Genomic DNA, 24,641 nt, shown 5'->3' with positions numbered 1-24,641 from the left:
GTCCGGGTAACCCGGCCGACCGGCGGGTAAACGCGAGGTCACAGCCAGACCAGTCCGGCGAAGACGGCGACTCCTGCGAGCAGCCAGGCCACGTAATCGCCGACCTGGCCGGAATGTGCGCGATGCAGCACGGTCAGGGCTTCGTGCAGGGGTTTCGGGGTTCGGTGCCGCGACCACAGCGCGAGAGCCGTGGCGCTGAGGGTGAGCAGGGCGGTTACCCCGGCGGACAGCAGGCCTGGCCCGGTCCAGGTCAGTTCGGACCCGGCTGAGGGGAGGGACGGCGGCAGCGTCGGCAGGACGTCGTGGAGGTAGCCCGCGCGGTCGACTGCTTGTGCTCCGGCGTCAACGGCGACGTCGCGCAGCCACGGAACGATCCCGACGGCCAGCGCGAAACCGAGCAGGACGAAAATGGCGGCGAGCATGGGTATCGGGGTGCGCTCGATCGGCCGGTCGGTCTCCGGCTCTTCGCCGGAGCCGGACGTCGTGTCGGAGGAATCGTCGTCGGGCGGCCGGCCGAGTCCGAAGTAGACCCGCAGCCCGGCGCGCAGGACGGCCGCGGCGGTCATCGCGGACACCACGGCGAACACGATCATCAGCCACTCCGGACCAGCGTGTTCGGCCGCGTCTTTGCCCAGGGCGAGGCCGAACGGCGGCAGCCCGGCGAGTGCGGCCGCCGCTGCCAGGAACAGCACCGCTTCGGTCCGGGAATGTGTTGCGCGGCCGAAGAGATCGTCCTCGTCGACGCTGCCGTAGCGGTCCTTCAACACCCCGGTCAGCAGGAACAACGCACCCTTGGCTCCCGCGTGCCCGAGCACCGAGAGGACGAACGCCGCCGTCGCCTCGCCGCCGGTCGCCGCGAGTCCACAAAGGAACAGTCCGATGTGGGCGATGGTCGAGTAGGCCAGCAACCGTTTGAGATGCCGCTGGGTGAAGCAAAGCACCGCACCGAGCACCGCGCTGGCGATCCCGGCGGTGAGGAAGATCCGGCTGACGGTGGCGTCGTCGAGCACGGTGCCGAAAACGGTGGTGCGGACGCGGAGCACGCCGTAGAGTCCGAGTTCGACCATGATGCCGGAAAACAGCACGCACACTGGTGTCGGAGCGACGGCGTGGGCGTCGGCGAGCCAGAAGTGGAACGGCACGGTCGCGGCTTTCACCAGCAATCCGGTGCACACCAGGACAAACGCGGCGATGACGAGCGCGTCCGCCGGATGTCCGTCGAGCGCGACTCCCAGTTGCGCGAGGCCGAGCTGGCCGCCGCGAGCGTAGAGCAGGCCGATGCCCATCAGCGTGAAGTACGCGCCGAGGGAGTTCACCACGCCGAAATTGAGCGCGCCCTGCACCGAGTCCGCCTCTTCGATGCGGTATCCGGTGAGGGCGTAGGCGACGCCGCTCATCAGCTCGAAGAATACGAACAGCGTGAACAGGTCGCCGGTGAAGAGAAAGCCGATCATTCCGGTCAGAAAGAGCAGCATCATCGCGTGATAGCGGGCTTCGACGGCTTCGAAGTAATGCCAGCTGTAGAGCAGCGCACAGACGGTCAGAAACGAGGCCAGCGCGGCGAAAGACGTGTTCAACCCGTCCGCGACGAGCACGATGCCTACCGAGCGCGTGCCTTCCGGGCCCTGTCTGCCGAGCCAGGTGACCACTCGGTCGTGGTGGGCGGAGGTCAACAGGACCACGCACAGTACGCAGACCGCCGCCGCGGTCACCGTGGCGGTCACGTCGACGACGACGCGGGGGAGTTTGCCGCCGAGGCCGAGCAGCAGGCAGGCGGCCAGCAGCGGGACGGCGATGGCGAGTGCGGGCAGGGTCGTCATGGTCAGCCGCGCAGCGCACGCAGTTCGTCGGGATCGACCGTGCCGTGGCGGCGCGAGATCTGCAGCGTCAGGGCGAGCAGGAGCGCGGTGATGGTCGCCGAGACGACGATGTCGGTGAGCGTCATGGCCTGCACCATCGGGTCGACTACCGGCTGCGACTGCCCCTGCGACACGATCGGGGCGGTGGCCTGGTCCTGATAGCCGATCGCCAACAGCAGTACGTACGTGCCGGATTGCGCGACCGACAGCGAGACCACGGTGTGCACGAGGTGCCGGCTGCGCATGATCCCGGCGCAGCCGAGCAGCAACAGCCAAGCCGCTACGCCGTAGCAAGCCGCCGACACCACGCCCGTCACTGTTCCCCCAGTCCGTGCACGAAGAACCGCGACAACAGGACGACGAACCCGGCGGCGACCTCGATGCCGATCAAAACGCTCAGCACCAGAACGGTTCCGGACGAGAGCAGCGAACCGAATTCGCCCAGCGGCAGCACATTCGCGAGAAACGAGCCTCCTACGCCCAGTCCGATGAGGCCGGTCACGACGTACAGGCCGGTGGCCGCGGCTTCGGCGTATTCGCACCAGTCGATCGGGCGCAGCCGGGCGAGCGCGCCGTAGCTGCCGGAGAGATAGAGCAGGTGCCAGCCGGTCGCGAGGACGACGCCGCCCTGAAAACCGCCGCCCGGTGTCAGATGCCCGTGCATGACGGTGTCGATGCCCAGCAGCACCGAAACCGGCAGGAGCAGGAATCCGGCGAGCTTCACGGCGGGCAGGACATAGCCGCTGTTGTCCGGTTTCGGCTCTTTTTTGGGCGGCTGCAACAAGGCGAGCGTGCCGACGACCGCGGCGGCGACGATCGTTTCCTCGCCGAGGGTGTCGAGGGCGCGGAGATCGAAGTTGATGGAGGACACCAGGTTCGGCGTGACCTCCCGGAAACCCCAGGGCAGCACCAAATCCCGGTACGCGTGCGCGGCGGTCCCGGCGGCTGGCATGCGGGTGAACGCGGCGATGAAGAGCGCGGCGACTCCGGCGAGCCCGGCGGTGCCGACTACGTCGCGGGTTCTCATCGCTTGCCTGTCTTCCGGAGCGTCAGCAGGACGAGGAGCGGGACGATAGCCGCGCCGACGGCGAGTTCGGACAGGGCGACGTCTGGGGCTTGGAAGACGACGAAGAGCACGGTGAGGCAGAGGGAAAACACCGTGAGCGTGATCGCTTGCCGCTTCGGGTCGTGCGTCGCGACCACGGCGAACCCGGCCGCTGCGACCAGGGCGAGCGCGACTAGCAGCACGGCGGCCGTCATGCGGGGAGGTCCTCGTCGATCTCGCCGCGGCGGCGGGCTTCGAGCCGGGCGGTGGCCGCTTGCAGGATCGGGCTGGTGACCGCCAGCAGCACGACTGTCGCGAGGATCGCGCCCGAGCCGAGTTGGACGCCGTTGACCAAGACCAGCCCGATGCCGATCAGGGGCGCGCCGAGCGTGGTGGCTGGGGCGAGGAGGTGCAGGCGGGTCAGCAAATCCTTGGCGCGCACCAGGCCTACGGCGGAGGCGAGGACGATGAACACCCCGGCGAAGACGAGAATCTGGGCGGCGAGGGTCATCGGGTCCCCAGAAGCCGGGCGAACACGAGCGTTCCGGCGAAGGCGAGGACGGTCAGCGTCAGCGGGAGGATGATCGCGCTGGACGGGCCGTACGCCTGGACGAGCAGCAGGAGCGTCAGGACGGTGACGGTCCCGGCGAACTGCATTCCGACGAGGCGGTCGATCGCGGTGCCCCGGGCGGCGAGCCACAACGCGGTGCCGAGACCGCCGGCCATCAAGAGCAGCGCGGCGAGGAGCAGCCACGTCATCGCGTCACCCGATCGAGGGTCCCGGAGCCGGGGAGCATCCGGTGGATGACGACGTCCGTGCGGTCCGGCGGGCTCGCTACGACCATCGCACCGGGTGTGCAGCCGAGGACCACTGTGGCGACGGCGAGCCGGGCCTCGTGCTCCGCGCGCGGTGCGGCGGGGACGGTGACTTTCTCGAATTTTCCGGCGGAGGGGCGTCGGAAGACCGTGCGCAATGCGGCGACGGATTCGCTGACGGCGGCTTTGGGGAGCGGTATCAACCAGGTCAGCCAGTCGAGCTTGGGATGCCACGAACCGTTCATCGCCCGGCGCGCGGAACGGGCGGCGACCGCGCAGACCGCCGCGGCACCGGCGCCGACGATCAGTTCCGGTGCCGACGGGGTGGACAGCGTGAGGGTCCACAACCCGGTCAGCGCGAGCCACCACAGCGGAATCTCGGTCGTAGCGCGCATCTCTCACCTCGGGCAGGGGCTACCCACTTCGGAGACCGGCCAATCCGCGATGACTCGCCCGGGTCGCGGCAGGTCGTGAGGGGAACCCTGAGGGACTCAGAGTCCCTCAGGGTTCCCTTCACGGACCTCAGGCGACGACGATGGTGTGGTCGGTGCGGGAGACCAGTTCGCCGATCACCGGGTAGCCCGGCAGCTCTCCGGCCACCAGCAGGCCGCCGGAGGTCTGTGCGTCCGCCAGCAGCAGGGCCTCGTCCTCGGAGATCCGCGACAGGTCGGCATGCGGGCGGACCCAGTCGAGGTTGCGGCGGGTCCCGCCGCTGACGTAGCCGTCGCGCAGCGCTTCCCGGGCACCGTCCAAATAGGGAACAGCCGTCGGGTCCAGCCGCGCGGTGACGCCGCTCGCCCTGGCCAGTTTGTGCAGGTGGCCGAGCAAACCGAAGCCGGTGACGTCCGTCGCGCACACCGCACCAGCCTCCAGCGCGGCAACCGACGCGGCGCGGTTGAGCGTGGTCATCGCGGCGATCGCCTCCTCGGAGCGTTCGCCGGTGGCCTTGTGCCGCGAGTTCAGCACGCCGATCCCCAACGGCTTGGTCAGCGTCAGCGGGACGCCCGGCTTGCCCGAATCGTTGCGCAGCAACCGATCCGGGTCCGCGGTGCCGGTGACTGCGAGGCCGTACTTGGGCTCCGGGTCGTCGACGCTGTGCCCGCCGGACAGATGACATCCAGCCTTCGCGCAGACGTCCAGGCCGCCGCGCAGCACCTCGGCGGCCAGCTCGAACGGCAGCACCTCCCGAGGCCAGCCGAGGAGATTGACCGCGACGACCGGGACGCCGCCCATCGCGTAGACGTCGGACAGCGCGTTCGCGGCGGCGATCCGGCCCCAGTCGTACGGGTCGTCGACGACCGGGGTGAAAAAGTCCGTCGTCACGATCAGCGCGACGTTCCCGGCGATGCGGACGGCCGCCGCGTCGTCGCCGTCGTCGAGGCCGACCAGCAACTCGCCGGGCGGATCTGAAGGTGCGGCGTCGGACAGGCCGCGCACGATCGCTTCCAGCTCTCCGGGCGGGATTTTGCACGCGCAGCCGCCGCCGTGGGCGTACTGGGTCAGCCGGACGCTCATGCTGTTCATGATGCGGGGGCGCGGCGGTCTTGGCAGGATGGCGGAATGCCCCAGGGAGGCGTATCCGGCCTGGTGACCGGCGCGGTCTTCAACACCGTTGAGCGGCAGGTCCTGCCGCTGGCGGGTTCGATTCCCGTCCGCCTCCGCCATGGGTGACCCGCGGAGGGCGATCCCGCGCACCGACGCCGTGCTCGGCGAGCCGAGGATCGCGAAAGCCGCCGAGACGCTCGGCCACGACCTGGTGAAATCCCTGGTCGCGGCGGCGCAGCAGCGGGCGCGGGCGGGCGAGATCGAGCCCGGCGAGGTCGTCGCGGACGTGGTGGCCCGGCTGCCCGCGACGGTGTCGTCGCTGCGGCCGGTGCTCAACGCGACCGGCGTCCTCGTGCACACCAACCTCGGGCGCGCGCCGCTGTCGGCCGCCGCGCTGGACGCGATCGTCGCGGCGGGCGGTTCGACCGACGTCGAGTTCGCGCTCGAAACCGGAGAGCGGGCGAAACGCGGCCGCGGCACTCTGGCGGCGCTGGCCGAGGCGGTGCCGAGCGCGGAGGCGGTGCACGTGGTCAACAACAACGCGGCGGCATTGCTGTTATGCGCGCTGACCTTGGCTCCGGGTAAGGAAATCGTGGTCAGCCGCGGCGAACTGGTCGAGATCGGCGGCGGGTTCCGCATCCCGGATCTCCTCGCGTCGACCGGAGCCCGGCTGCGCGAAGTCGGCACCACCAACCGGACTTCGGCGGCCGATTACGCGGCGGCCATCGGTCCGGACACCGGATTCGTGCTCAAGATCCATCCCTCGAACTACCAGGTCACCGGGTTCACGTCGGAAGCGCGCGTCGCCGAGCTGGCCGGGCTCGGCGTGCCGGTGGTCTCCGACGTGGGGTCCGGGCTGCTCGCGCCGCATCCGCTGCTGCCGGACGAACCGGACGTCACGACCGCGCTGGCTGACGGCGCGAACGTTGTCACCGCGAGCGGCGACAAGCTCCTCGGCGGTCCGCAGGCGGGCTTGCTCTTCGGGGATGCCGACCTGGTGCAACGGCTCCGGAGGCATCCGGCGGCTCGCGCGCTGCGGGTCGACAAGCTGACCCTCGCCGCGCTCGAAGCCACTCTCCGCGGGCCGGAACCACCGGTGCGGGCGGCACTTCTCGCAGGGGGGCTCCACCAGCGTGCCGAAGCGCTGGCTCAGTCGCTGCGTTCGGCAGGGGTGGACGCCGAAGCGGTGGACTCGATCGCGGTCGTCGGCGGCGGTGGAGCGCCGGGAGTCGAGTTGCCCAGTGCGGCGGTCGCGTTGCCCGCTCGGTATGCGGAGACGTTGCGGCTGGGCGAGCCAGCCGTCGTCGGCCGGATCGTGCGGGACCGGTGCTTGCTCGACCTCCGGACGATTTCCCCGGCGGACGACGCGAGGGTGCGGGAAGCGGTCCGCCGATGCGGGTGATCGCCACCGCCGGACACGTCGACCACGGGAAATCCACCCTCATCCGCCGGCTCACCGGCATGGAACCGGACCGGTGGGCCGAGGAACGCCGGCGCGGCCTGACCCTCGACCTCGGCTTCGCCTGGACCCGGCTGGGCGGCGAGGAACTCGCCTTCGTCGATGTTCCCGGGCATCAGCGGTTCGTGCCCAACATGCTGGCGGGAGTCGGCCCCGTCCCGGCCGCGCTGTTCGTCGTGGCGGCGGACGAGGGGTGGATGCCGCAATCGGCGGAACATCTGGCGGCACTGGACGCGTTCGGTGTCCGGAACGGCCTCCTGGCGATCACCAAATCTGACCGAGCCGACCCGGGCCCAGCGACAGCGGCGGCGCTCGATGAGATCGCGGCGACGGCGCTCGGCGAGGTGCCCGCGGTCAGCGTCAGCGGCACGACCGGCGAAGGGGTCGAAGAACTGAGTGCCCAGCTGGCCAAGCTCGCCAGCAGGTTGCCGCCGCCGGATCTGGACGCGGACGTCCGGCTCTGGATCGACCGCGCCTTCACGATCAAAGGCGCGGGCACAGTCGTCACCGGAACCCTCGGCGGCGGAACCCTGCAGGTCGGCGACGAGTTGACGCTCGGCGCGAACCGGGTGCAGATCCGCGGCCTGCAGGCACTCGGCGAACCGCGCGAAAGGGTGTCCGCGGTGGCACGGGTCGCGGTGAATTTGCGCGGCGTGCCCAAGGATTCCGTCGGCCGGGGAGACGTTCTGCTGACCCCGGGAGCGTGGCGCCCGGCAACAGAAGTCGATGTCCGGCTGCGTGGTGCATCGTCCGGCGAACTGCACCGGAATCTCGTGCTGCACTTCGGCTCCGCGGCGGTGCCGACCCGGGTCCGTCCACTCGGGCCGGACACCGCGCGGCTGCTGCTCGCGCATCCCTTGCCGCTCCGGGTAGGCGACCGAGGGCTGCTGCGCGACCCAGGGGAGCACCGGATCCCGGCGGGGTTCGACGTGGTGGACGTCCGGCCGCCGTCGCTAGGGCACCGTGGAGCCGCGCGAGCCCGGGGTGAAGAGCTGGCCGCGCTGGAACCAGGCTGGGATTACCTCCGCCGCGAGGGTTTCGTGCGCCACGAGGACTTCCGCGCGCTGGGACTGCCGGAGGCGGGCGAGCGGCTCGGCGGCTGGCACGCCGACCCGGCCCACCTCGGCCGGTTGCGAGCGGAGGTCCCGCAAGTGGTCGCGACCTGGACTCGCGAGCATCCGCTGGCAGCGGGCATTCCGGTCGAGGCGTTCCGGCAGCGGCTCGACCTGCCGGACGCGGAACTCGTCCCGGCAGTCCTCAGCGACGGGTTGGTCCTCAAGGACGGGCTCGTCCGCAAACCTGGCGCGGGCCTGACCGCCGAGGTGGCCAGCGCCATCGACGTCCTCGAAGCGCGCTTCGCCGAGCACCCGTTCCGCGCACCGGAAGCAGACGAACTGCGGAAACTCGGTCTGGGCAAACGGGAATTGGCTGCCGCCGTCCGCGTAGGCCGGTTGCGGGCGATCGCCGACGGCGTCGTCCTGGGCCCGGACGCGCCGCAGCGCGCGGTGGAAGTGCTGGCCGCGCTCGGCGAGCCGTTCACCGTGTCGCGGGCGCGGCAGGCACTGGAAAGCACCCGCCGGGTGATGATCCCACTGCTGGAGCACCTCGATGCCGCCGGGCTGACCGAACCGCTCGGCGACGGGACCCGCCGGACGTGCTGCGAGCGCCCGGAGAACGGATTACCGTGACAGCGTGGGCATGCGGCAGTGGATCGAAGGCTGGCCGGTGTACCGGCAGCTGGCCGGTCCCGACCGCACTGCGCGCGCCTCGGCGGCGAAATCCCGCGGTTCGGAAAACTGGCACGCCCGCACCGAGGACGCCGACCAGGTAGTCCGGTCGATCTGTCCGTATTGCGCGGTCGGCTGCGGGCAGAAGGTATACGTCAAGGACGGCGCGGTCACCCAGATCGAGGGCGACCCGGATTCGCCGATCTCCCGGGGCAGGCTGTGCCCGAAGGGCTCCGCCAGCAAACAGCTCGTGACCAGCCCGAGCCGCGTCACCGAAGTCCTCTACCGCCGCCCGTACGGCACCGAGTGGGAGCGGTTGTCCCTCGACCAGGCGATGGACATGATCGCCGACCGCGTGCTCAAGACGCGCGCCGAAACGTGGCAGGACGCCGACGACCAGGGCCGCAAGCTCAACCGCACGCTCGGTTTCGCGAGCCTCGGCGGCGCGACGCTGGACAACGAAGAGAACTACCTGATGAAGAAGCTGTACACCGCGCTCGGCGCGATACAGATCGAAAATCAGGCCCGTATTTGACACTCCGCCACGGTTCCCGGTCTGGGGACCTCCTTCGGTCGTGGAGGCGCCACGACGTTCCAGCAAGACCTCGCCAACGCCGACTGCATCGTCATCCAGGGTTCCAACATGGCCGAATGCCATCCGGTCGGGTTCCAGTGGGTGATGGAGGCGAAGGCCCGCGGCGCGAAGATCATCCACGTCGACCCGCGGTTCACCCGCACGAGCGCGGTCGCGCACGTCCACGCGTCGGTGCGGGCGGGCTCGGACATCGCGTTCCTCGGCGGGCTGATCAACTACGTCCTGCAGAACGACCTGGACTTCCGCGAATACGTCGTGGCCTACACGAACGCCGCCGCGATCCTGACCGAGGAGTTCGCCGACACCGAGGACCTCGACGGCCTGTTCTCCGGCTTCGACGCGGAGAATCGCCAGTACGACAACTCGACCTGGGCGTACGAGGACGCTGAGGCGAGCCCGGCGGCCGGCGCTCGCGACCCGGATCAGCCGGGCGGCCACCACGGCGGCGAGAAACACCAGAGTTCCGCGCGCGCCGAGTCCTACGGCAGCGGCGGCGCGGCGATCGAAACGAAGCCCAAGACCGACGAGACGCTGCAGCATCCGAGGTGCGTGTTCCAAGTCCTCAAACGGCATTTCTCGCGCTACACCCCCGAGGCAGTCGCGGACATCTGCGGCCTGCCGGTCGAGCAGTTCACCGAAATCGCCGAGGCGATCACCGCGAACTCCGGCCGCGACCGCACCACGGCCTGGGTGTATTCGGTCGGCTGGACGCACCACACGGTCGGCGCGCAGTACGTCCGCACGGCCTCGATCCTGCAGACGCTGCTGGGCAACATCGGCCGTCCGGGCGGCGGCATCCTCGCGTTGCGCGGGCACGCCAGCATCCAGGGCTCGACCGACATCCCGACGCTGTTCAACCTGCTGCCCGGCTACATCCCGATGCCGCACGCGCACCAGCACCTCGACCTCGACAGTTTCGTCGAAGCCGACGCGGGCAAGACCGGTTTCTGGGGCAACATGCGTTCCTACACCGTGAGCCTGCTCAAGGCGTACTGGGGCGACAGCGCGCAGCCGCACAACGACTTCCGCTTCGACTACCTGCCGCGGCTGACCGGTGACCACGGGACGTACGCGACCGTCCAGAAGCAAATCGCGGGGGAGTGCAAGGGCTACTTCCTGGTCGGCGAGAACCCGGCGGTCGGCTCGGCGAACGGGAAGTTCCAGCGGCTGGGCCTGGCCAATCTCGACTGGCTGGTGGTCCGCGACCTGCAGCTGATCGAAAGCGCGACGTTCTGGAAGAACGGCCCGGAGATCGAGACCGGCGAGCTGAAATCCGAGGAGATCGGCACCGAGGTCTTCTTCCTGCCCGCCGCCGCGCACACCGAAAAGGACGGCAGCTTCACCAACACGCAGCGCCTGCTGCAATGGCACCACAAAGCGGTCGAACCGCCCGGCGACGCCCGCAGCGACCTGTGGTTCTACTACCATCTGGGCCGGCTCATCCGAGAGCGCGTCGGCGACGCGCGCGACGCCCCGCTCCGTGACCTCGCGTGGAGCTATCCGACCGAGGGCCCGACCGGCGATCCGAGCGCGGAGTCGGTCCTCGCGGAGATCAACGGCCACGGCCCGGAAGGCCCGCTCTCGTCCTACACACAGCTCAAGGACGACGGCTCGACGTCGTGCGGCTGCTGGATCTACTGCGGCGTCCGCGCCGACGGCCACAACCACGCCGCGAACCGGCAGCCGGGCTCCGAACAGGACTGGGTCGCGAACGGCTGGGCGTGGGCGTGGCCTGCCAACCGGCGGATCTTGTACAACCGCGCCTCGGCGGACCCGGACGGGAAGCCGTGGAGCGAACGCAAAAAGCTGATCTACTGGGACGCTTCGGAGTCCAAGTGGACCGGCCCCGACGTCCCGGACTTCGAAGCCACCAAGGCACCCGATTACCAGCCGCCGGACGGAGCACGGGCACAGGACGCGCTGAGCGGCCGCGATCCGTTCATCATGCAGACCGACGGCAAAGCCTGGCTGTACGTCCCCGCCGGACTGGCCGACGGTCCGCTGCCCACGCACTACGAGCCGTTCGAAAGCCCGGTCGGCAACGCGCTGTACAGCCAGCAGTCCTCGCCGGTGCGGCAGACGCTGGACAGCCCGGTGAACCAGTACAACCCGGCGCGCAGCGAGGTCTTCCCGTACGTGTTCACCACCTACCGGCTCACCGAGCACCACACGGCGGGAGGGATGAGCCGGACGCTGCCGTACCTGTCCGAACTGCAGCCGGAGTTCTTCTGCGAGATCTCGCCCGCGCTGGCGGCCGAGCGCGGGCTGGTGCACCTCGGCTGGGCCACCATCGTGTCGTCGCGGACGGCGATCGAGGCCCGCGTGCTCGTCACCGACCGCGTCAAGCCGCTCAAGGTGCGCGGCCGCACCGTCCACCAGGTCGGGCTGCCGTATCACTGGGGACCGAACGGCCTGTCCCGCGGCGACGCGGCCAACGACCTGCTGTCGATCGTGCTGGACCCGAACGTGCACATCCAGGAGGCCAAAGCGGCCACCTGCGACATCCGTCCCGGACGGCGGCCGCGCGGGCCGGCGCTGCTGGACTTCGTGGCGGAGTACCGGAGGCGAGCCAATGGCTGAATACGGCGCCCAGCCCCGGATGGGCTTCTTCACCGACACGTCGGTGTGCATCGGGTGCAAGGCGTGCGAGGTCGCGTGCAAGGAGTGGAACGACGTCCCGGAGGCGGGCGGGCAGGACCTGCTCGGGCTGTCGTACGACAACACCGGCGACCTCGGCTCGAACACCTGGCGGCACGTGGCGTTCATCGAACAGGAAAAGCCCGCGGTGGACCTCGGGATGCCGACGGTCGGGGCACCGGAGCAGCATCCGGAAGAGCCGGGCGTGCGCTGGCTGATGTCCAGCGACGTCTGCAAGCACTGCACGCACGCGGCCTGCCTCGACGTCTGTCCGACCGGCGCGCTGTTCCGCACCGAATTCGACACGGTCGTGGTGCAGCAGGACATCTGCAACGGTTGCGGCTACTGCGTTCCGGCGTGTCCGTACGGGGTCATCGAGAAACGCGAGAGCGACGGCCGCGCGTTCAAATGCACCCTTTGCTACGACCGGCTCGGCGCCGGGATGGAACCCGCGTGCGCCAAGGCTTGCCCGACCGACTCCATCCAGTTCGGCGAGCTGGACGAACTCCGCGAACGCGCCGCCGCACGAGTGTCGACGCTGCACGAGGACGGCGTGCCGGAGGCGCGGCTCTACGGGCACGATCCCGACGACGGGGTCGGCGGCGACGGCGCGTTCTTCCTGCTGCTGGACGAACCCGAGGTCTACGGCTTCCCGCCGGACCCGGTCGTGACGACGCGCGATTTGCCGCAGATGTGGAAGCGCGCCGCGACGACCGCCGCCGGGGTCGCCGCGGCGCTGGTCGTGTCGTTCCTGGGACGGCGCCGATGAGCCCCCGCCGCGAACGGGCGATGGTCGAACCCGCCGAATTCCGCTCCTACTACGGCAGGCCGATCCTCAAGGAACCTGCCTGGAAGCAGCCGGACGTGCCGCTGTACCTGTTCCTCGGCGGTGCGGCCGGTGCGTCGGCGTCGCTGGCCGCGCTCGCGGATGCGACTGGACGCCCCGAGTTGGCCAAGGTCGGTCGGCTGGCTGCTTCGGGCGGGTCGATCGCCAGTGTCGTCGCGCTGATCCACGACCTCGGCAAGCCGACGCGGTTCCTGAACATGCTGCGCGTGCTCAAGCCGACTTCGCCGCTTTCGGTGGGGTCGTGGATCCTGTCGCCGTTCTCCGGTCTTGCTGCGGCGTCGGCTTTTACGGCGGTGACCGGACGTTTTCCCCGGCTGGGCCGGTTGGCTGGGGTCGGGGCGGGCGTGCTGGGTCCGGCGATGTGCACGTACACCGCGGTGCTGCTCGCCGACACGGCGACTCCGTCCTGGCACGAGGCGCACGGGACGCTGCCGGTGCTGTTCGCCGGCAGCGCGCTGACCAGCGGGGCTGGGGTCGCGCTGATTTCGGTGCCGCGGAAGGAGAACGGGCCGGTCGTGCGGGCTGGGCTCGCCGGGGCGGTGGCGGAGTTGGCTGCCGAGCACCACCTGGAGACCGGTCTGGGGTTGGCTTCGGAGCCGTATCGGACTGGCCGGGCTGGGCGGTTGTTGAAGGCGGCGAAGGTGCTTACCGCGGCGGGCGCGACGTTATCTCTGGCTGCGCGGAAGAACCGTGCGGCGGGAGTTGTTGCGGGGGCAGCGTATCTGGCGTCGGGGCTGTGCACGCGCTTCGGGGTTTATGCGGCCGGTGTTGAGTCCACAAAGGACCCGAAGTATGTGGTGGTTCCGCAGCGGGAGCGGCTTGCGCGGCGTGCCGAGGAGCGGGAGGGTCGTTAACTCGCGGCCCGCACGCACCGGCACAGTTCTTCGCCGTTCCTGGGGCGGAAGCGGCGTATCTGGCGTCCGGGTTGTGCACGCCGCTTCGGGGTTTACGTGTCGATCGTGACGGCCATGATCGGCAGCCCGACCTCGGCCATCCTCAGCAGGTGGATCAGCGTCTTCAGCGAAGCCCTCATGCCGCTGGTTCCAGCAGGATCTTCTGCGCGCCATGGAGCTTCTTCTGGAACATGTCGTACGCCCGCGGCGCGTCGGCCAGCGGGAGTTTGTGCGTCGCGAAGCCCTCGACGCCAAGGGGGTCGCCGTCCGCGGTGAGGACCGGCAGGACGTCGTCGATCCACCGGCGGACGTTCGCCTGCCCGGTGTGCAGCCGGATCTGCTTGTCGAAGACTTCCATCATCGGGATCGGGTCGGCCATCCCGCCGTACACCCCGGACAGCGAGATCGTGCCGCCGCGCCGGACGCTGTCGATGGCCGCGTACAGCACGCTCAGCCGGTCGATCCCGGCCTTCTCGGTCACCTTCGCGCCCAGCTGCTGCGGCAGCAGCGCGACCAGGTTGTGCGCGAGTTTCCCGATCGGCGCGCCGTGTGCTTCCATCCCGACCGCGTCGATCACCGAGTCCGCGCCGCGGCCTCCGGTGAGGTCGCGGATCGCGTCGCCGATCCGCCGGTGGTCGCGCAGATCCAGCGTCGTCGCGCCGTGCGCGCGGGTCCGCGCCAGCCGTTCGGGCACGAGGTCGACGCCGATCACCTCGCCCGCGCCCAGGTGCTGCGCGACCCGGGCGCACATCTGGCCGATCGGGCCGAGCCCGAAGACCACGACGGAACCGCCGTCGGGAATGTCCGCGTACTGCACGGCCTGCCACGCCGTCGGGACCACGTCGGACAGGTAGACGAACCGTTCGTCCGGCGGGCCGTCGGGCACCTTGATCGGCCCGTACTGCGCTTGCGGGACGCGGAGGTACTCGGCCTGCCCGCCCGGGACCTGGCCGTAGAGCTTCGTGTAGCCGAACAGCGCCGCGCCCTTGTCCTGGTCCTTGACCTGGGTGGTTTCGCACTGCGACTGCAGGCCGCGTTCGCACATCCAGCAGTGCCCGCACGAGATGTTGAACGGCACCACCACGCGGTCGCCGGGTTTCAGCGAACTCACGCCGCTGCCCACTTCCTCGACGATCCCCATCGGCTCGTGGCCGAGGATGTCGCCCTCGGTCATGAACGGGCCGAGGACCTCGTACAGGTGCAGGTCCGAACCGCAGATGCCGGTCGAGGTCACCCGCACGACGGCGTCGGTCGGCTCCTCGATCTTCGGGTCCGGGACGTCGTCGACTCGCACGTCCCGCTTGCCGTGCCAGGTCACTGCTTTCATGGCAGCCGGATTCCCGGTGCCGGAACCGGCAAACGTCCGCTGGTCAGAGGCCGCGAAGGTCGGCGACGAACTCGTCGTACGCGCTGTCGCGGTCAGGGGCGCGCAGCACCGCGGAGGGATGCACGGTGGCGACCGCCGAGGCGAACATGTCGGCGAACTCTTCCGGCGGATCCAGTTGTTCGCCGCGATGCTGGGTGAGCCGGAAACTGCTGCCGTACACCGATTGCGCCGCCGTCGCGCCCAGCAACAGCACAAGGCGCGGCTGAACAGCCCGGAGTTCGGCCACCAGCCACGGCCGGCACGCGACGACCTCGGACCGCGCCGGCTTCTCGTGGATCCGGCGTTTGCCGCGGAGCTTGAACTTGAAGTGCTTGACCGCGTTGGTCACGTACAGGGAATCGCGTTCCAGACCCGCGTCGCCGAGCGCGCGGTCGAACAGCCGCCCGGCGGGGCCGACGAACGGCTCGCCGCGCCGGTCCTCCTGGTCGCCGGGCTGCTCGCCGAGGGCGAAGATCTCCGCGCGCTTGGCTCCGACGCCGAAAACCGTGGCCGTGGCGTCGCGGTACAGACCGCAGCCGCGGCAGTCGCGGGCTGCTTGCCGGAGTTTGCCGAGGCTGGTGGTGTCCGGCGGCTCGGCTCCCGGTTCCTGACGCGAGACCATCGGAAGCCTTTACCCGCAACGAGCCTCGCGCAAACACGACGAGCGCGACGCCGCCGGGGGAGCTAACGTCGGGGGCCATGAGCGACATCACCAGCCTGATCCTCGACGATCACGAGCGGTTCCGGCGGGCGTTCGCGGAACTGGACGACCTCGACGGCCCGGAAGAGCTGGCGCGGGCGTGGGAGCCGCTCGCCGACCTGCTGGACCTGCACGCGGCCGCCGAAGAGGCGGTCTTCTACCCCGAGCTGATCCAGCGCGGAGCCGACGCCGAGGACGAGACCCTCGACGCGGTCGGCGACCACAACGACATCCGCGACGCGGTCGCCGAAACCCGGCGGCACCCGGCGGGCAGCGCGGCCTGGCACGCGGCGGTCCGGCAGGCCCGCACCGCCAACAGCGAGCACATGGCCGAGGAGGAGGACGACGCGCTCGCCGACTTCCGCAAGCACGCCGATCCGGGCCTGCGCGAGGAACTCGGCCGGAAATTCCTCGCGTTCAAGGCCGAGCACGAGGGCGGCAAGGGCATCGACACCGGGGACGTCGATCCGGAGCGCTACGTCGAGGAGCAGGAGCGGAAAGCCGGGAAGAACCCGGCGGACGACGGTTCGCTGGGCATCGGCGGCCTGAAGGGAGCACGATGAACCACCTGATGCGCGAACTCGCGCCGATCCCGGCCGAGGGCTGGAAGCAGATCGACGACGAGGCGCGGGAACGGCTGGCGACGCACCTCGCGGCCCGCAAGATGGTCGACGTCGAAGGCCCGCACGGCTGGACGCACTCGGCCACCTCGCTCGGCCGGACCCGGCGCGTCGACCCGCCGGAGACCGCCCGGGAGCGCGAAACCCTCGCACAGCAGCGCCGGGTGTTGCCGCTGGTCGAGGTGCGCGTGCCGTTCACCGTGGAGCGCAAGGAACTCGAAGACGCCGAACGCGGTGCGGACGACCTGGAGTTCGACGACCTCGACCAGGCCGCGGCTCAGGTGGGCCTGCTGGAGAACCGCGCGGTGTTCCACGGCTGGCCGGAAGCCGGGATCACCGGGATCGTCGAGGCGAGCCCGTACGACCACGGCACGCTGGGGGCCGATCCGGAACGGTATCCGCATGTGGTGGCCAACGCGGTGAACACGTTGCGGTGCAAGGGGATTGAAGGTCCTTATGCGCTAGCGATCAATCCCGAGGGCTACACCTCCATCGTGGAGAGCACCGAACACGGCGGCCTGCTGGTGCTCGACCACCTTCGCCGGGCGCTGGGCGGCGGCCGGGTGAAGCGGACGCCCGGGCTGACCGGCGCGGTCGTGTTGAGCCTGTCCGGCGGAGATTTCGTCCTGGAACTCGGCCAGGATCTTTCGGTGGGCTACCGCCACCACGACGCCGAGACGCTCACCCTGTACCTGGAGGAGAGCTTCAGCTTCCGCGTAACCGAACCGGACGCGGCACTCGTCCTCGACTAAGCGCGCCGGGCGAAACGTCCGTGAGGGGAACCCTGAGGGACTCAGAGTCCCTCAGGGTTCCCCTCACGGACATCTGCCTTGCCTACGGGAGGCGCCGGGCGCAGTGCTTGGGCTCGGCTGAGCACGGTTCCCCTGCGGCGCGGCCGGGTATCCGGGTGCCATGAGCAGTCGCGGAAAGATCCAAGTCACCACCCGAGTGCGGCTCGACGACGCCGACGACCTCGCCGAGCACTACACGCCCGGCGTCGCCGAGCTGGCCAAGCGCGTCGCGGAAGACCCGTCGGTGCTCGCGCGGGAGACCGTGCGCAGCAATTCCGTCGCGATCGTTTCCGACGGTTCCGCGCTGCTCGGTCTCGGCGACCAGGGTCCGGCCGCCGCACTGCCGGTGATGGAGGGCAAAGCGGCGCTGCTCAAGCGGTTCGCCGACGTCGACGCCTGGCCGATCTGCCCGGTCAGCCGCGAGCCGGAAGACCTGGTGCGCACCGCCAAGGACCTGGCGACGTCCTTCGGCGCGATCAACCTGGAGGACATCGCCGCGCCGCGGTGCTTCACCGTGGAGCGGCAGCTGCACGACGAGCTGGACATCCCCGTTTTCCACGACGACCAGCACGGGACCGCGGTAGCCGTGCTGGCCGCGTTGGACAACGCGCTGAAACTGACCGATCGCACGCCGGGGGACACGTCGGTGGTGATCTCCGGTGCCGGGGCGGCCGGGTCCGCGATCGCCCGGCTGCTGTTGAAAGCGGACTTCAGCGCGGAGCGGATCGTGGTCTGCGACAGCAAGGGCGCGCTGCACGGCGAACGCGACTTGACCGGCGAGAAACAGTGGCTCGCGGAGAACACCAACCGCGGCGACGCGGTCCGGGGGAGCCTCCAAGACGCGCTGCACGACGCGGACGTCTTCATCGGCGTGAGCGTCGGCGGCCTGCTCAAGGGCGACGACCTCGCGCGGATGGCCGACCGGGCGATCGTGTTCGCGCTGGCCAATCCGGACCCGGAGGTCGACCCGGACGTCGCGCACGAGCACGCGGAGATCGTCGCCACCGGCCGCAGCGACCTGCCCAACCAGATCAACAACGTCCTCGTGTTCCCGGGGATGTTCCGCGGGCTGCTCGACTCCGGCGCGCAGAGGGTGACCGCGCGGATGCTGCTCGCCGCCTCGCACGCGCTGGCCGCGACGGTCGGCGACGACCTCGACCTCGAGCACCTCGTGCCCAGCGTCTTCGACGAGGGCTTGGTGCCCGCGATCGCCGAGGGCGTCGCCGGCGCGGCCGAAAACGACTGAACCGAATCAGGAGCTGGGAATGAAAAGCGTCGAGTCCGCACGCAAGTACGAGCTGAGCTTGAAGGCCCGGGTGCCGCAGCTGGCGGGCAAGGGGATTGCCCAGGAGGCGCCCGCGGAGCAGACGTTGGCGACCGATTATTACGACACCAAGGATTTCCGGTTGGCCAGAGCCGGGATCACGCTGCGAAGAAGCAACGACACCGGGTGGTGCCTGAGACTGCCGCTCGACACCGGCCAGGAGCTGCGATTTCCGCTCGAGGAGAGCCCGAAGGTGCCCGCTCCGATCGCGACGCTGGTGCGCGCGTTCACGCTGGACCGGAAGCTCCGGGCGGTCGCGCAGGTGCGGACTGACCGGTTCACTCACCGCTTTACCGACGCGTCCGGCCGCACGCTGGCGACGCTGGCGGACGACCACGTCACCGCTGAAGTCCTTGGGGGACGCGAGGTTCGGCTGGATCGCTGGCGGGAGCTGGACGTCGAGTTCGCGCCGGAGTCAAAGCCGGAGCTGCTTGACCGGCTGGACCGGAGTTTGCGGAAGCGCGGGGCCGAGAACGCCTGGTGGCCGTCGAAACTGCAGCGGTTGATCGGTTCGGGGACCGAAGAGAAGCGTGGTTCGCGCGAGGTGTTGCCGGCGTATCTGAGCGAACAATTCGAGCGGTTGCGTCGCGCTGACTTGGGCTTTCGCGTCGGGGCGGACGATTCGGTGCACCAGTTCCGGGTGGCGGCGCGGAAGCTGCGGAGCACGCTCCAGACCTTCAAAACCTTGGCGGGCAAGAAAAAAGCCGAGTCGATCGCGGCGGAGCTGAAGTGGCTGGGAGCCGAACTCGCCCCCGCGCGTGACGTCGAAGTCAGCCAAGCTCGCCTCGAAGCTTGTCTCGACGAGGTCCCGGCGGAGCTGATTTTCGGGCCGCTGCGGCAATACCTGACGCGAGACTTCGCCCGCACTTCGCAGACAGAGCTGGCTCGCGCGACGGAAGCCTTGTCCAGCACCCGATACGTGACGCTGTTGCAGTCGATCGCGGCGCTGCTCGACACAGTGCAACCCGTGGGCAAGAAGGCGTTGCGGAAACCCGTCCGCAAGGCGGCACGCAAGCTTTACCGGGCTACCGCGGCGACAGAGGGGCTCAGCGGCGCCGAGTTGGAGCAGGCGTTGCACAACGTCCGGAAGAAGGCCAAGCGAGCCCGTTATGCCACCGACGCCGTCCGGCTGGTGTTCGGCAAGAAGCTGCGCACCTGGCGCAAGCACGTCAAGGCGGTGCAGCAAACGCTCGGCAAGCACCAGGACAGCGTGGTCGACCGCGCGGCGTTACGGCACTTCGCGATCGACGGCTTCAGCGAGAACCAGAACACCTTCACCTTCGGTCTCCTCTACGGTCGCGACGAAGCCGCCGCGAGCATGCTGCGGAGCAGGTTCGGCGAGGAGTGGCGCACGTTGCGGAAAGGCAAGCGCCCGGCCTGGCTGAAGGCCTGAGCTTCGTCCATTGCGGACAGCAGAAACGCCGGCGGTGTCCCAGCACCACCGGCGTCCCCGCGGCAACGAAAGTCCGGTGCGCGGAACGGTTCCGCGCCGTGCTCTTGCTACCCCGCCCCCGGAAGGTCTAAACCTCTGCCGGACCGGGTTTCGGCGCGGCCGGATCGGGGAACCTGTGCGGAAATGGGATCACAACTGACCGCTACGTGGGTATCGGCGATCGGGAGCGCGGGCTCGCTGCTGGGGTTCGCCTCGTATGTGTGGATCATGCTGCTCAACCGGAAGGACCAGGCGGAAGTCCGGCAGGAGCAGCAGGCGCAGTCGGTCTCCGCGTGGCTCGACGAGGGCGCCCGGCACGAGCGTGAAGAGGATTACGTCGTGTGCGCGCACAACAGCGGCGACGCACCGGTGTTCGACTGCTCGCTGGAGATCAGCCGCCCGGACCAGGACGAACCGCACCGCACCCGGCTGGCGATCATCCCGCCCGGTGCGACCGCCGTCCGCGCGCTGCCGTTCGGCGAGGACGCCATGCCGGTGGACGATCTGTACTCGGCGGCGGCCGTGCCCGGCTTGTCCTTCACCGATTCCCGCGGCGGGCATTGGACGCGGGACAGCTCGGGGGTGCTCAGCCGCACCGACCGTCGTTCGCTGCGCGGGCGGTGGCAGCCCGGAAGCTGATTTCGCCGGGGAAAGGCGTCCGTGACCGCGATGCCGCACGTCCCGCCCAGCGATCAGCACACCGTCCTCGCCGCGCTGTGCGGCTACCTCGACGAGGTCACGCGAGCGCTCGGGAGCGGCCTCGAATCCTGCACTGTCGACCCGGGCTCGCCGCTGTCGGCGTACGTCGCTCTCGTCGCCCGCCGGCCGGGTTACCCCGGGCGCGATTTCGCGTTTGCTGCGGGACGAGGTCCACGGATGGGCGATCGCGGTCGAAACGCATTCCGGCGAAGACCTCCTCGTGCTCCGCTGTCTCGGCGGCGCCAGCGTCACGCCGCCGCCCGCGGAGCTGCTCGGGTTCATCACCGCATCGCGCGCGGACGATCACTGCATCCGGGCAGCTCGCGCCGCTTGCTCACCGTTCCGTAGGCGGTTCCGCCGAACTCGCCACTCTGCTGCGTCTTCGCGGTGTGACTTGAGCCCCCATTCGAGTGGCCGGCCGATTGATCTTGTCCCCGGGCGGGTACCACCCGGCCATGACGCTCCGGCCGCCTCGCGACCCGGGCGAGCGCGCTGCTCCGCCGCCCGCTCGTCTTGCGACGCCGGGCACTGTCCACTAAGGATGATTAGCGTCGGCAACGCGATGCGCCCCATGGCACTACACGAGTCACGTTCCCCTCGGCTGTCAGGAGGATTTGCATGACCGCGGCGACCATGACCCGCACCCGGCGCAAAGACGACTACCGGCACTGCGCGGTGTTGTTCGAGGAGATCAGCCACCTCGCCGAGGACACCGACGAGCACTCCCGGCTGCGGCGGCGCCTCATCGAGGAGCACCTGCCGCTGGCCGAGCACATCGCGCGGCGGTTCGCCCGGCGCGGCCAGCCGTCCGAAGACCTCCTGCAGGTGGCGCGGATCGGCCTCATCAACGCCGTCGACCGCTACGACCCCGCGCGGCAGACGGATTTCGTCGCGTTCGCCGTGCCGACGGTGATGGGCGAGGTCCGCCGGTACTTCCGCGACCACACCTGGTCGGTCCGCGTCCCGCGCCGGCTCAAGGAACTCCACCTGCGGATCGGCCAGACCGCCACGGAACTGGGCCAGCGCCTCGGCCGCGCGCCGACCGCGCGCGAACTCGCCGACCACCTCGACCTCGATCTCGACGAGGTCGCCGAAGCCCTGCACGCCGGGAACGCCTACCAGGCCGCGTCGATCGACTACCCGGCCCACGACGACACCGGCTCGATCGCGCTGGCCGACACCCTGGGCGACAGCGATCCCGAAATCGAGAAGCTCGAGGACCGGGAAACGCTCAAGCCGCTTTTGCGGGAACTGCCGGAACGCGAGCGCGCGATTATTGTCATGCGGTTTTTCTCGAATATGACGCAAAGCCAGATCGCCGAGAAGGTCGGGCTGTCGCAAATGCAGGTGTCGCGGCTGCTGGCCCGGACGCTGAGCACCTTGCGGGAGCAGCTCACCGAGGCGGCGGGCTCGGCTCGGTGAGGTCGGGCAGGCGGGTCTGGATCGTCGCGACTCGCCTGCCGAGCGCGAGGACGTGGTGGAGCCGCTTCACCAGCGTCTCGTCGCCGGTGGTTTCCTCGTGGATCGGCTGGGCGTCGCGGCCGTCCTGCTGCGCGTGGAGCGCGCTCATCGTCGCGGTCCAGTCGGCCCGGACGAGGACGTCCGGCGACGGCGGGGCGGTCAGCTCGAACCGCAGGCCCGCCGGGCCGAAAACGGTCGTCCAGTATTCGGTTCCGTTCGGGGCGCCGTCGAGCCGGTAGGTCATCGTGTAGGTCCCGCCCAGCTCGGCCGCCGCGGCGCGGACCTCGGCCGAGTCCGCGAGAAGCTGGTTCATCCGGTCGACGTGCGCCGGGGACATGAATCCGGGGATGTCCAGGGGGATCACTCCTTCGCTGTTCGAGCCGAGTATCGGGCGGCCGGTCGCGCCGGCGCTTCCGACAGGTGCCGGGAACCTCGCGGGCGGACTTGCGACAGGCGTCGTGCGACATCTGTCGCGCTGAACGGGGGATTTCGCGTCGTCTGTCGCTCGCAATCCGGGCGGAGCCGGGGGAGAGTGGAGGCACGCCGGAACCCCGGGAAGGTGCCCGCCATGGCTGACGACCTGCAGGAGATCGTCGACGACCTGGCCGAGCGGCTGCAGCGCTCGGTGGCGATCGACGACCCCTCGATCCGGCTGCTCGCCGCGAGCAGGCACTTCGGGGACGAGGACAGCGTCCGGGTGTCCTCGGTGCTGAACCGGTCGGTCGACGCGGACGTCCGGGACAAGGTGCTCGCCCAGGGCATCGCGGAGTGGACGGCGCCGGGGCTGGTGCGGACGCCGGTGGCCGGGGTGCGGCCGCGAGTGTGCGCGCCGGTGCGCTGCGCCGGGCTGCTGCTCGGGTACCTGTGGCTGATCGACCCCGCTTCGGCACTGAACGAGAAGCAGCTGGAGCTGGCCAAGGACGCCGCGAACCGAGCGGGCGCGGTGTTGTACCGGCGGCTCGTCGTGCACGAACGCACTCAAGCCCGGCAGGAGGCGATCCTGTGGGAGCTTGTCTCGTCCGATCGGGGCATCCGCGCCCAGGCGGTCGAAGATCTGCGGGCCGAGCAGCTGTTCCCGGACGGCGCGACGCGGTTTCAGGTGCTCGGCGTGCAGCACGCCGGTCCGGACGGGGGTGCCGCGCCGCAGCATGTAGCACTTGAGGCGGCGGTCGAGGACGCTTCGGGTGGCGCGCCGCTAGCCGCCAACAAGTCCCGGGCGTGGTTGCTGTTCGGCCGGAGGGAAGCGCCGACTCGCCGCGAGCTGGACGACATCTGCGCGCGGCTCACCGCCCGCTTCGGCCGGTTGACCGGCGAGAGCGGGCAGCTCGTGTTCGGCGTCGGCGGCGTCGTCGACGGTATGGAGCAGATCGCCGCCTCGTACCGGCAGGCTTTCCTCGCGGCGCGCGCGGCGCGGTTCGTGCCGTCGCTCGGACCGGTCGCGCGGTGGGGCGAACTCGGTCCGTACGAGCTGCTGCTGCAGATGCCCGCCGACGATCTCGTCGCCGCTTCGCACACCCCCGCGCTCGACGCGCTCGAACGGGACGCTTCGCACGCCGGATTCCTCAGCACGCTCGAAAGGTTTCTCGACAACGCCGGCGACGTCGCGCGCACCGCGCAGCAGCTGAACATCCACCGCGCGACGCTGTATCACCGGCTGAAGCGGATCGAACAGCTCACCGGCTGCGAACTGAACCGGGGCGACGACCGGCTGACCCTGCACCTCGGGCTGAAAATGCGCCGGCTGGCCGAGGGCTACCGCGCGGAAACCGCGCGGGGCGGCGAGCTGCCGAGGATCCGGCCCGCGTCCTGACCCGGCCGCGCGACGAACGTCGCACGCCGCCCGGCCGATGCCCGACGTCCGGGCACTGGCCAGGCCGCAGCCTTCCCCGGAAAGCTGGTGCTTTCCGGAGAAGGGAGCCGAAATGTGGCTGACGGGCGCGACGGTGGCGGACGGGACTGGCGCGGATCCCGTTGCCGGGCAAGCAGTTCTCGTCGAGGACGGCAGGATCGCGCGGCTCGGCGGGACCCCGCCGCCCGGGGCGCGGGTGCTCGACTGCACCGGGCTGACCCTGGTGCCCGGCCTGATCGACGCCCACGTCCATCTGGGGATTTCCAGCGACATCGCGGCGGACACCGGCTTCGGCCTGCCCGCCGCCGAAATCGCCGCGGACATGTTCGCCAACTGCGCGCAGACCCTCGACGCGGGGTTCACGACAGTGCGGGACACCGGCGGTATCGACGGCGGGCTGGCCGGCGCGGTGGCGAAGGGGAAGATCCCGGGGCCGCGGATCCTGCAGTGCGGGCCGGTGCAGTGCCAGACCGGCGGGCACGGGCACCTCGTCAGCGGCTGGGAACCGGCGCACTTGTGGTCCGCGCACGGCATTCCCGGACTGCGGGAGCTGGCTTTCCTTGCGGACAGCCCGGATCAGCTGCGCCGCAACGTCCGGGAGGCGTTCCGCCGAGGCGCGGACTTCCTGAAGCTGTGCGTGACCGGCGGCGTGGTTTCCTATCACGACAAGCTTTCCGACACCCAGTTCACCGTGGCGGAGATCCGCGTCGCGGTCGAGGAGGCCGCCGCGCGCGGCACCTACGTGACCGTGCACGCGCACAACAACGCCGGACTGCGCAACGCGATCGAGGCCGGAGTGCGCTGCGTGGAACACGGCACCGCGATCGACGACGAAACGGCCGCCCTGATGGCCGAACGCGGCGTCGCGCACGTGCCGACGCTGACGGTGGTCCGGGACCTGCTCGAGGACGCGTCCCGCCTGAGCCTCCCGGCGGAGATGGGCGGGCGGGCCCGGAACGCGTGGCAGGGACAGCTC

General features: G+C 70.1%; 25 protein-coding genes, 1 tRNA gene and 1 pseudogene. 16 read left to right on the top strand and 11 right to left on the bottom strand.

Going from position 1 to position 24,641, the window contains the following annotated elements:
- Window positions 1-38 precede the first annotated feature (38 nt).
- The 8 genes from D0D37_RS34115 to selD form a co-directional block, all read right to left on the bottom strand.
- Window positions 39-1,820 (bottom strand): complex I subunit 5 family protein, encoded by a 1,782-nt coding sequence (locus D0D37_RS34115; RefSeq protein ID WP_116204710.1) that lies wholly within the window; start codon window positions 1,818-1,820, stop codon window positions 39-41.
- A 2-nt stretch (window positions 1,821-1,822) separates the two neighbouring features.
- Window positions 1,823-2,176, bottom strand: coding sequence for an NADH-quinone oxidoreductase subunit K (locus tag D0D37_RS34110; protein ID WP_116204709.1), 354 nt, complete (start codon window positions 2,174-2,176; stop codon window positions 1,823-1,825).
- On the bottom strand, window positions 2,173-2,886 hold the full coding sequence (locus tag D0D37_RS34105) for an MnhB domain-containing protein (RefSeq protein WP_116204708.1): 714 nt from the start codon (window positions 2,884-2,886) through the stop codon (window positions 2,173-2,175). Before D0D37_RS34105 ends, D0D37_RS34110 begins: the two co-directional genes overlap by 4 nt.
- Window positions 2,883-3,119, bottom strand: a complete 237-nt coding sequence (locus D0D37_RS34100) for a Na(+)/H(+) antiporter subunit B (RefSeq protein WP_116204707.1) — start codon at window positions 3,117-3,119, stop codon at window positions 2,883-2,885. The genes D0D37_RS34105 and D0D37_RS34100 overlap by 4 nt, the downstream gene beginning before the upstream one ends.
- Window positions 3,116-3,415 carry a cation:proton antiporter gene (locus D0D37_RS34095; RefSeq protein ID WP_116204706.1) on the bottom strand — a complete coding sequence of 100 codons (300 nt, stop codon included), beginning with the start codon at window positions 3,413-3,415 and terminating at the stop codon, window positions 3,116-3,118. Before D0D37_RS34095 ends, D0D37_RS34100 begins: the two co-directional genes overlap by 4 nt.
- Window positions 3,412-3,663 (bottom strand): monovalent cation/H+ antiporter complex subunit F, encoded by a 252-nt coding sequence (locus tag D0D37_RS34090; protein ID WP_116204705.1) that lies wholly within the window; start codon window positions 3,661-3,663, stop codon window positions 3,412-3,414. The genes D0D37_RS34095 and D0D37_RS34090 overlap by 4 nt, the downstream gene beginning before the upstream one ends.
- The gene (locus D0D37_RS34085; RefSeq protein WP_116204704.1) at window positions 3,660-4,115 is read right to left on the bottom strand and encodes a Na+/H+ antiporter subunit E; all 456 of its coding nucleotides are present in this window, start codon (window positions 4,113-4,115) and stop codon (window positions 3,660-3,662) included. Before D0D37_RS34085 ends, D0D37_RS34090 begins: the two co-directional genes overlap by 4 nt.
- A 127-nt stretch (window positions 4,116-4,242) precedes the next feature.
- Window positions 4,243-5,247 carry a selenide, water dikinase SelD gene (gene selD, locus D0D37_RS34080; protein WP_425266988.1) on the bottom strand — a complete coding sequence of 335 codons (1,005 nt, stop codon included), beginning with the start codon at window positions 5,245-5,247 and terminating at the stop codon, window positions 4,243-4,245.
- A 42-nt stretch (window positions 5,248-5,289) separates the two neighbouring features.
- On the opposite strand from selD, the gene D0D37_RS34075 reads away from it, so the two are divergent.
- The 6 genes from D0D37_RS34075 to nrfD all read left to right on the top strand — a co-directional run bounded on the left by D0D37_RS34075 (window position 5,290) and on the right by nrfD (window position 13,384).
- Window positions 5,290-5,384: transfer RNA gene (locus D0D37_RS34075), tRNA-Sec, on the top strand.
- Window positions 5,384-6,667, top strand: a complete 1,284-nt coding sequence (gene selA, locus D0D37_RS34070; protein ID WP_116204702.1) for an L-seryl-tRNA(Sec) selenium transferase — start codon at window positions 5,384-5,386, stop codon at window positions 6,665-6,667. Before D0D37_RS34075 ends, selA begins: the two co-directional genes overlap by 1 nt.
- A complete protein-coding gene (selB, locus tag D0D37_RS34065) occupies window positions 6,658-8,412 on the top strand; it encodes a selenocysteine-specific translation elongation factor (RefSeq protein WP_116204701.1) in 1,755 nt (584 codons plus the stop codon). The genes selA and selB overlap by 10 nt, the downstream gene beginning before the upstream one ends.
- A 4-nt stretch (window positions 8,413-8,416) precedes the next feature.
- Window positions 8,417-11,626 (top strand): formate dehydrogenase, encoded by a 3,210-nt coding sequence (fdh, locus tag D0D37_RS34055; protein WP_162834604.1) that lies wholly within the window; start codon window positions 8,417-8,419, stop codon window positions 11,624-11,626.
- Entirely contained in the window at window positions 11,619-12,452 is an 834-nt protein-coding gene (locus D0D37_RS34050) for a 4Fe-4S dicluster domain-containing protein (RefSeq protein WP_116204698.1), read from the top strand. Before fdh ends, D0D37_RS34050 begins: the two co-directional genes overlap by 8 nt.
- Complete coding sequence (nrfD, locus tag D0D37_RS34045; RefSeq protein WP_116204697.1) at window positions 12,449-13,384, top strand: NrfD/PsrC family molybdoenzyme membrane anchor subunit; 936 nt, start codon at window positions 12,449-12,451, stop codon at window positions 13,382-13,384. The genes D0D37_RS34050 and nrfD overlap by 4 nt, the downstream gene beginning before the upstream one ends.
- 175 nt (window positions 13,385-13,559) lie before the next feature.
- On the opposite strand, the gene D0D37_RS34040 is transcribed toward nrfD, so the two are convergent.
- Together D0D37_RS34040 and D0D37_RS34035 are read right to left on the bottom strand one after the other, a co-directional pair.
- Window positions 13,560-14,750, bottom strand: coding sequence for a zinc-dependent alcohol dehydrogenase (locus tag D0D37_RS34040; RefSeq protein WP_116204696.1), 1,191 nt, complete (start codon window positions 14,748-14,750; stop codon window positions 13,560-13,562).
- Between the two features lie 43 nt (window positions 14,751-14,793).
- Window positions 14,794-15,411: a UdgX family uracil-DNA binding protein gene (locus D0D37_RS34035; protein ID WP_116204695.1), complete on the bottom strand. Its 618-nt coding sequence runs from the start codon at window positions 15,409-15,411 to the stop codon at window positions 14,794-14,796.
- 77 nt (window positions 15,412-15,488) lie between these two features.
- Between D0D37_RS34035 and D0D37_RS34030 the strand changes: the two genes are divergently transcribed.
- The 8 genes and pseudogenes from D0D37_RS34030 (at window position 15,489) to D0D37_RS34000 (ending at window position 21,777) form a co-directional block, all read left to right on the top strand.
- A complete protein-coding gene (locus tag D0D37_RS34030) occupies window positions 15,489-16,052 on the top strand; it encodes a hemerythrin domain-containing protein (RefSeq protein WP_116204694.1) in 564 nt (187 codons plus the stop codon).
- Window positions 16,049-16,861 (top strand): family 1 encapsulin nanocompartment shell protein, encoded by an 813-nt coding sequence (locus D0D37_RS34025; RefSeq protein WP_116204693.1) that lies wholly within the window; start codon window positions 16,049-16,051, stop codon window positions 16,859-16,861. The genes D0D37_RS34030 and D0D37_RS34025 overlap by 4 nt, the downstream gene beginning before the upstream one ends.
- A 160-nt stretch (window positions 16,862-17,021) precedes the next feature.
- Window positions 17,022-18,146 carry an NAD(P)-dependent malic enzyme gene (locus tag D0D37_RS34020; protein ID WP_116204692.1) on the top strand — a complete coding sequence of 375 codons (1,125 nt, stop codon included), beginning with the start codon at window positions 17,022-17,024 and terminating at the stop codon, window positions 18,144-18,146.
- Between the two features lie 19 nt (window positions 18,147-18,165).
- The gene (locus D0D37_RS34015) at window positions 18,166-19,617 is read left to right on the top strand and encodes a CYTH and CHAD domain-containing protein (RefSeq protein WP_116204691.1); all 1,452 of its coding nucleotides are present in this window, start codon (window positions 18,166-18,168) and stop codon (window positions 19,615-19,617) included.
- Between the two features lie 183 nt (window positions 19,618-19,800).
- Window positions 19,801-20,295 (top strand): hypothetical protein, encoded by a 495-nt coding sequence (locus tag D0D37_RS34010; RefSeq protein WP_116204690.1) that lies wholly within the window; start codon window positions 19,801-19,803, stop codon window positions 20,293-20,295.
- Between the two features lie 30 nt (window positions 20,296-20,325).
- Window positions 20,326-20,448, top strand: a pseudogene (locus D0D37_RS48675) (DUF6292 family protein); the annotation flags it as partial.
- A 61-nt stretch (window positions 20,449-20,509) separates the two neighbouring features.
- The gene (locus tag D0D37_RS48670; RefSeq protein WP_341868005.1) at window positions 20,510-20,977 is read left to right on the top strand and encodes a DUF6292 family protein; all 468 of its coding nucleotides are present in this window, start codon (window positions 20,510-20,512) and stop codon (window positions 20,975-20,977) included.
- Window positions 20,974-21,777: a SigB/SigF/SigG family RNA polymerase sigma factor gene (locus D0D37_RS34000; protein ID WP_162834603.1), complete on the top strand. Its 804-nt coding sequence runs from the start codon at window positions 20,974-20,976 to the stop codon at window positions 21,775-21,777. Before D0D37_RS48670 ends, D0D37_RS34000 begins: the two co-directional genes overlap by 4 nt.
- On the opposite strand, the gene D0D37_RS33995 is transcribed toward D0D37_RS34000, so the two are convergent.
- Window positions 21,749-22,180, bottom strand: a complete 432-nt coding sequence (locus D0D37_RS33995; RefSeq protein ID WP_162834602.1) for a hypothetical protein — start codon at window positions 22,178-22,180, stop codon at window positions 21,749-21,751. The two genes, D0D37_RS34000 and D0D37_RS33995, sit on opposite strands and share 29 nt — an antisense overlap.
- A 204-nt stretch (window positions 22,181-22,384) precedes the next feature.
- Between D0D37_RS33995 and D0D37_RS33990 the strand changes: the two genes are divergently transcribed.
- Both D0D37_RS33990 and D0D37_RS33985 read left to right on the top strand, forming a co-directional pair.
- Window positions 22,385-23,626: a PucR family transcriptional regulator gene (locus D0D37_RS33990; RefSeq protein ID WP_116204688.1), complete on the top strand. Its 1,242-nt coding sequence runs from the start codon at window positions 22,385-22,387 to the stop codon at window positions 23,624-23,626.
- A gap of 112 nt (window positions 23,627-23,738) precedes the next feature.
- On the top strand, window positions 23,739-24,641 hold a 903-nt coding region (locus D0D37_RS33985), incomplete at its 3' end, for an amidohydrolase family protein (protein WP_116204687.1).

The sequence above is a fragment of the Amycolatopsis circi genome (assembly GCF_003385235.1).
GTDB classification, from domain to species: Bacteria; Actinomycetota; Actinomycetes; order Mycobacteriales; family Pseudonocardiaceae; genus Amycolatopsis; species Amycolatopsis circi.
This window is presented reverse-complemented; position numbering and strand designations above follow the sequence as displayed.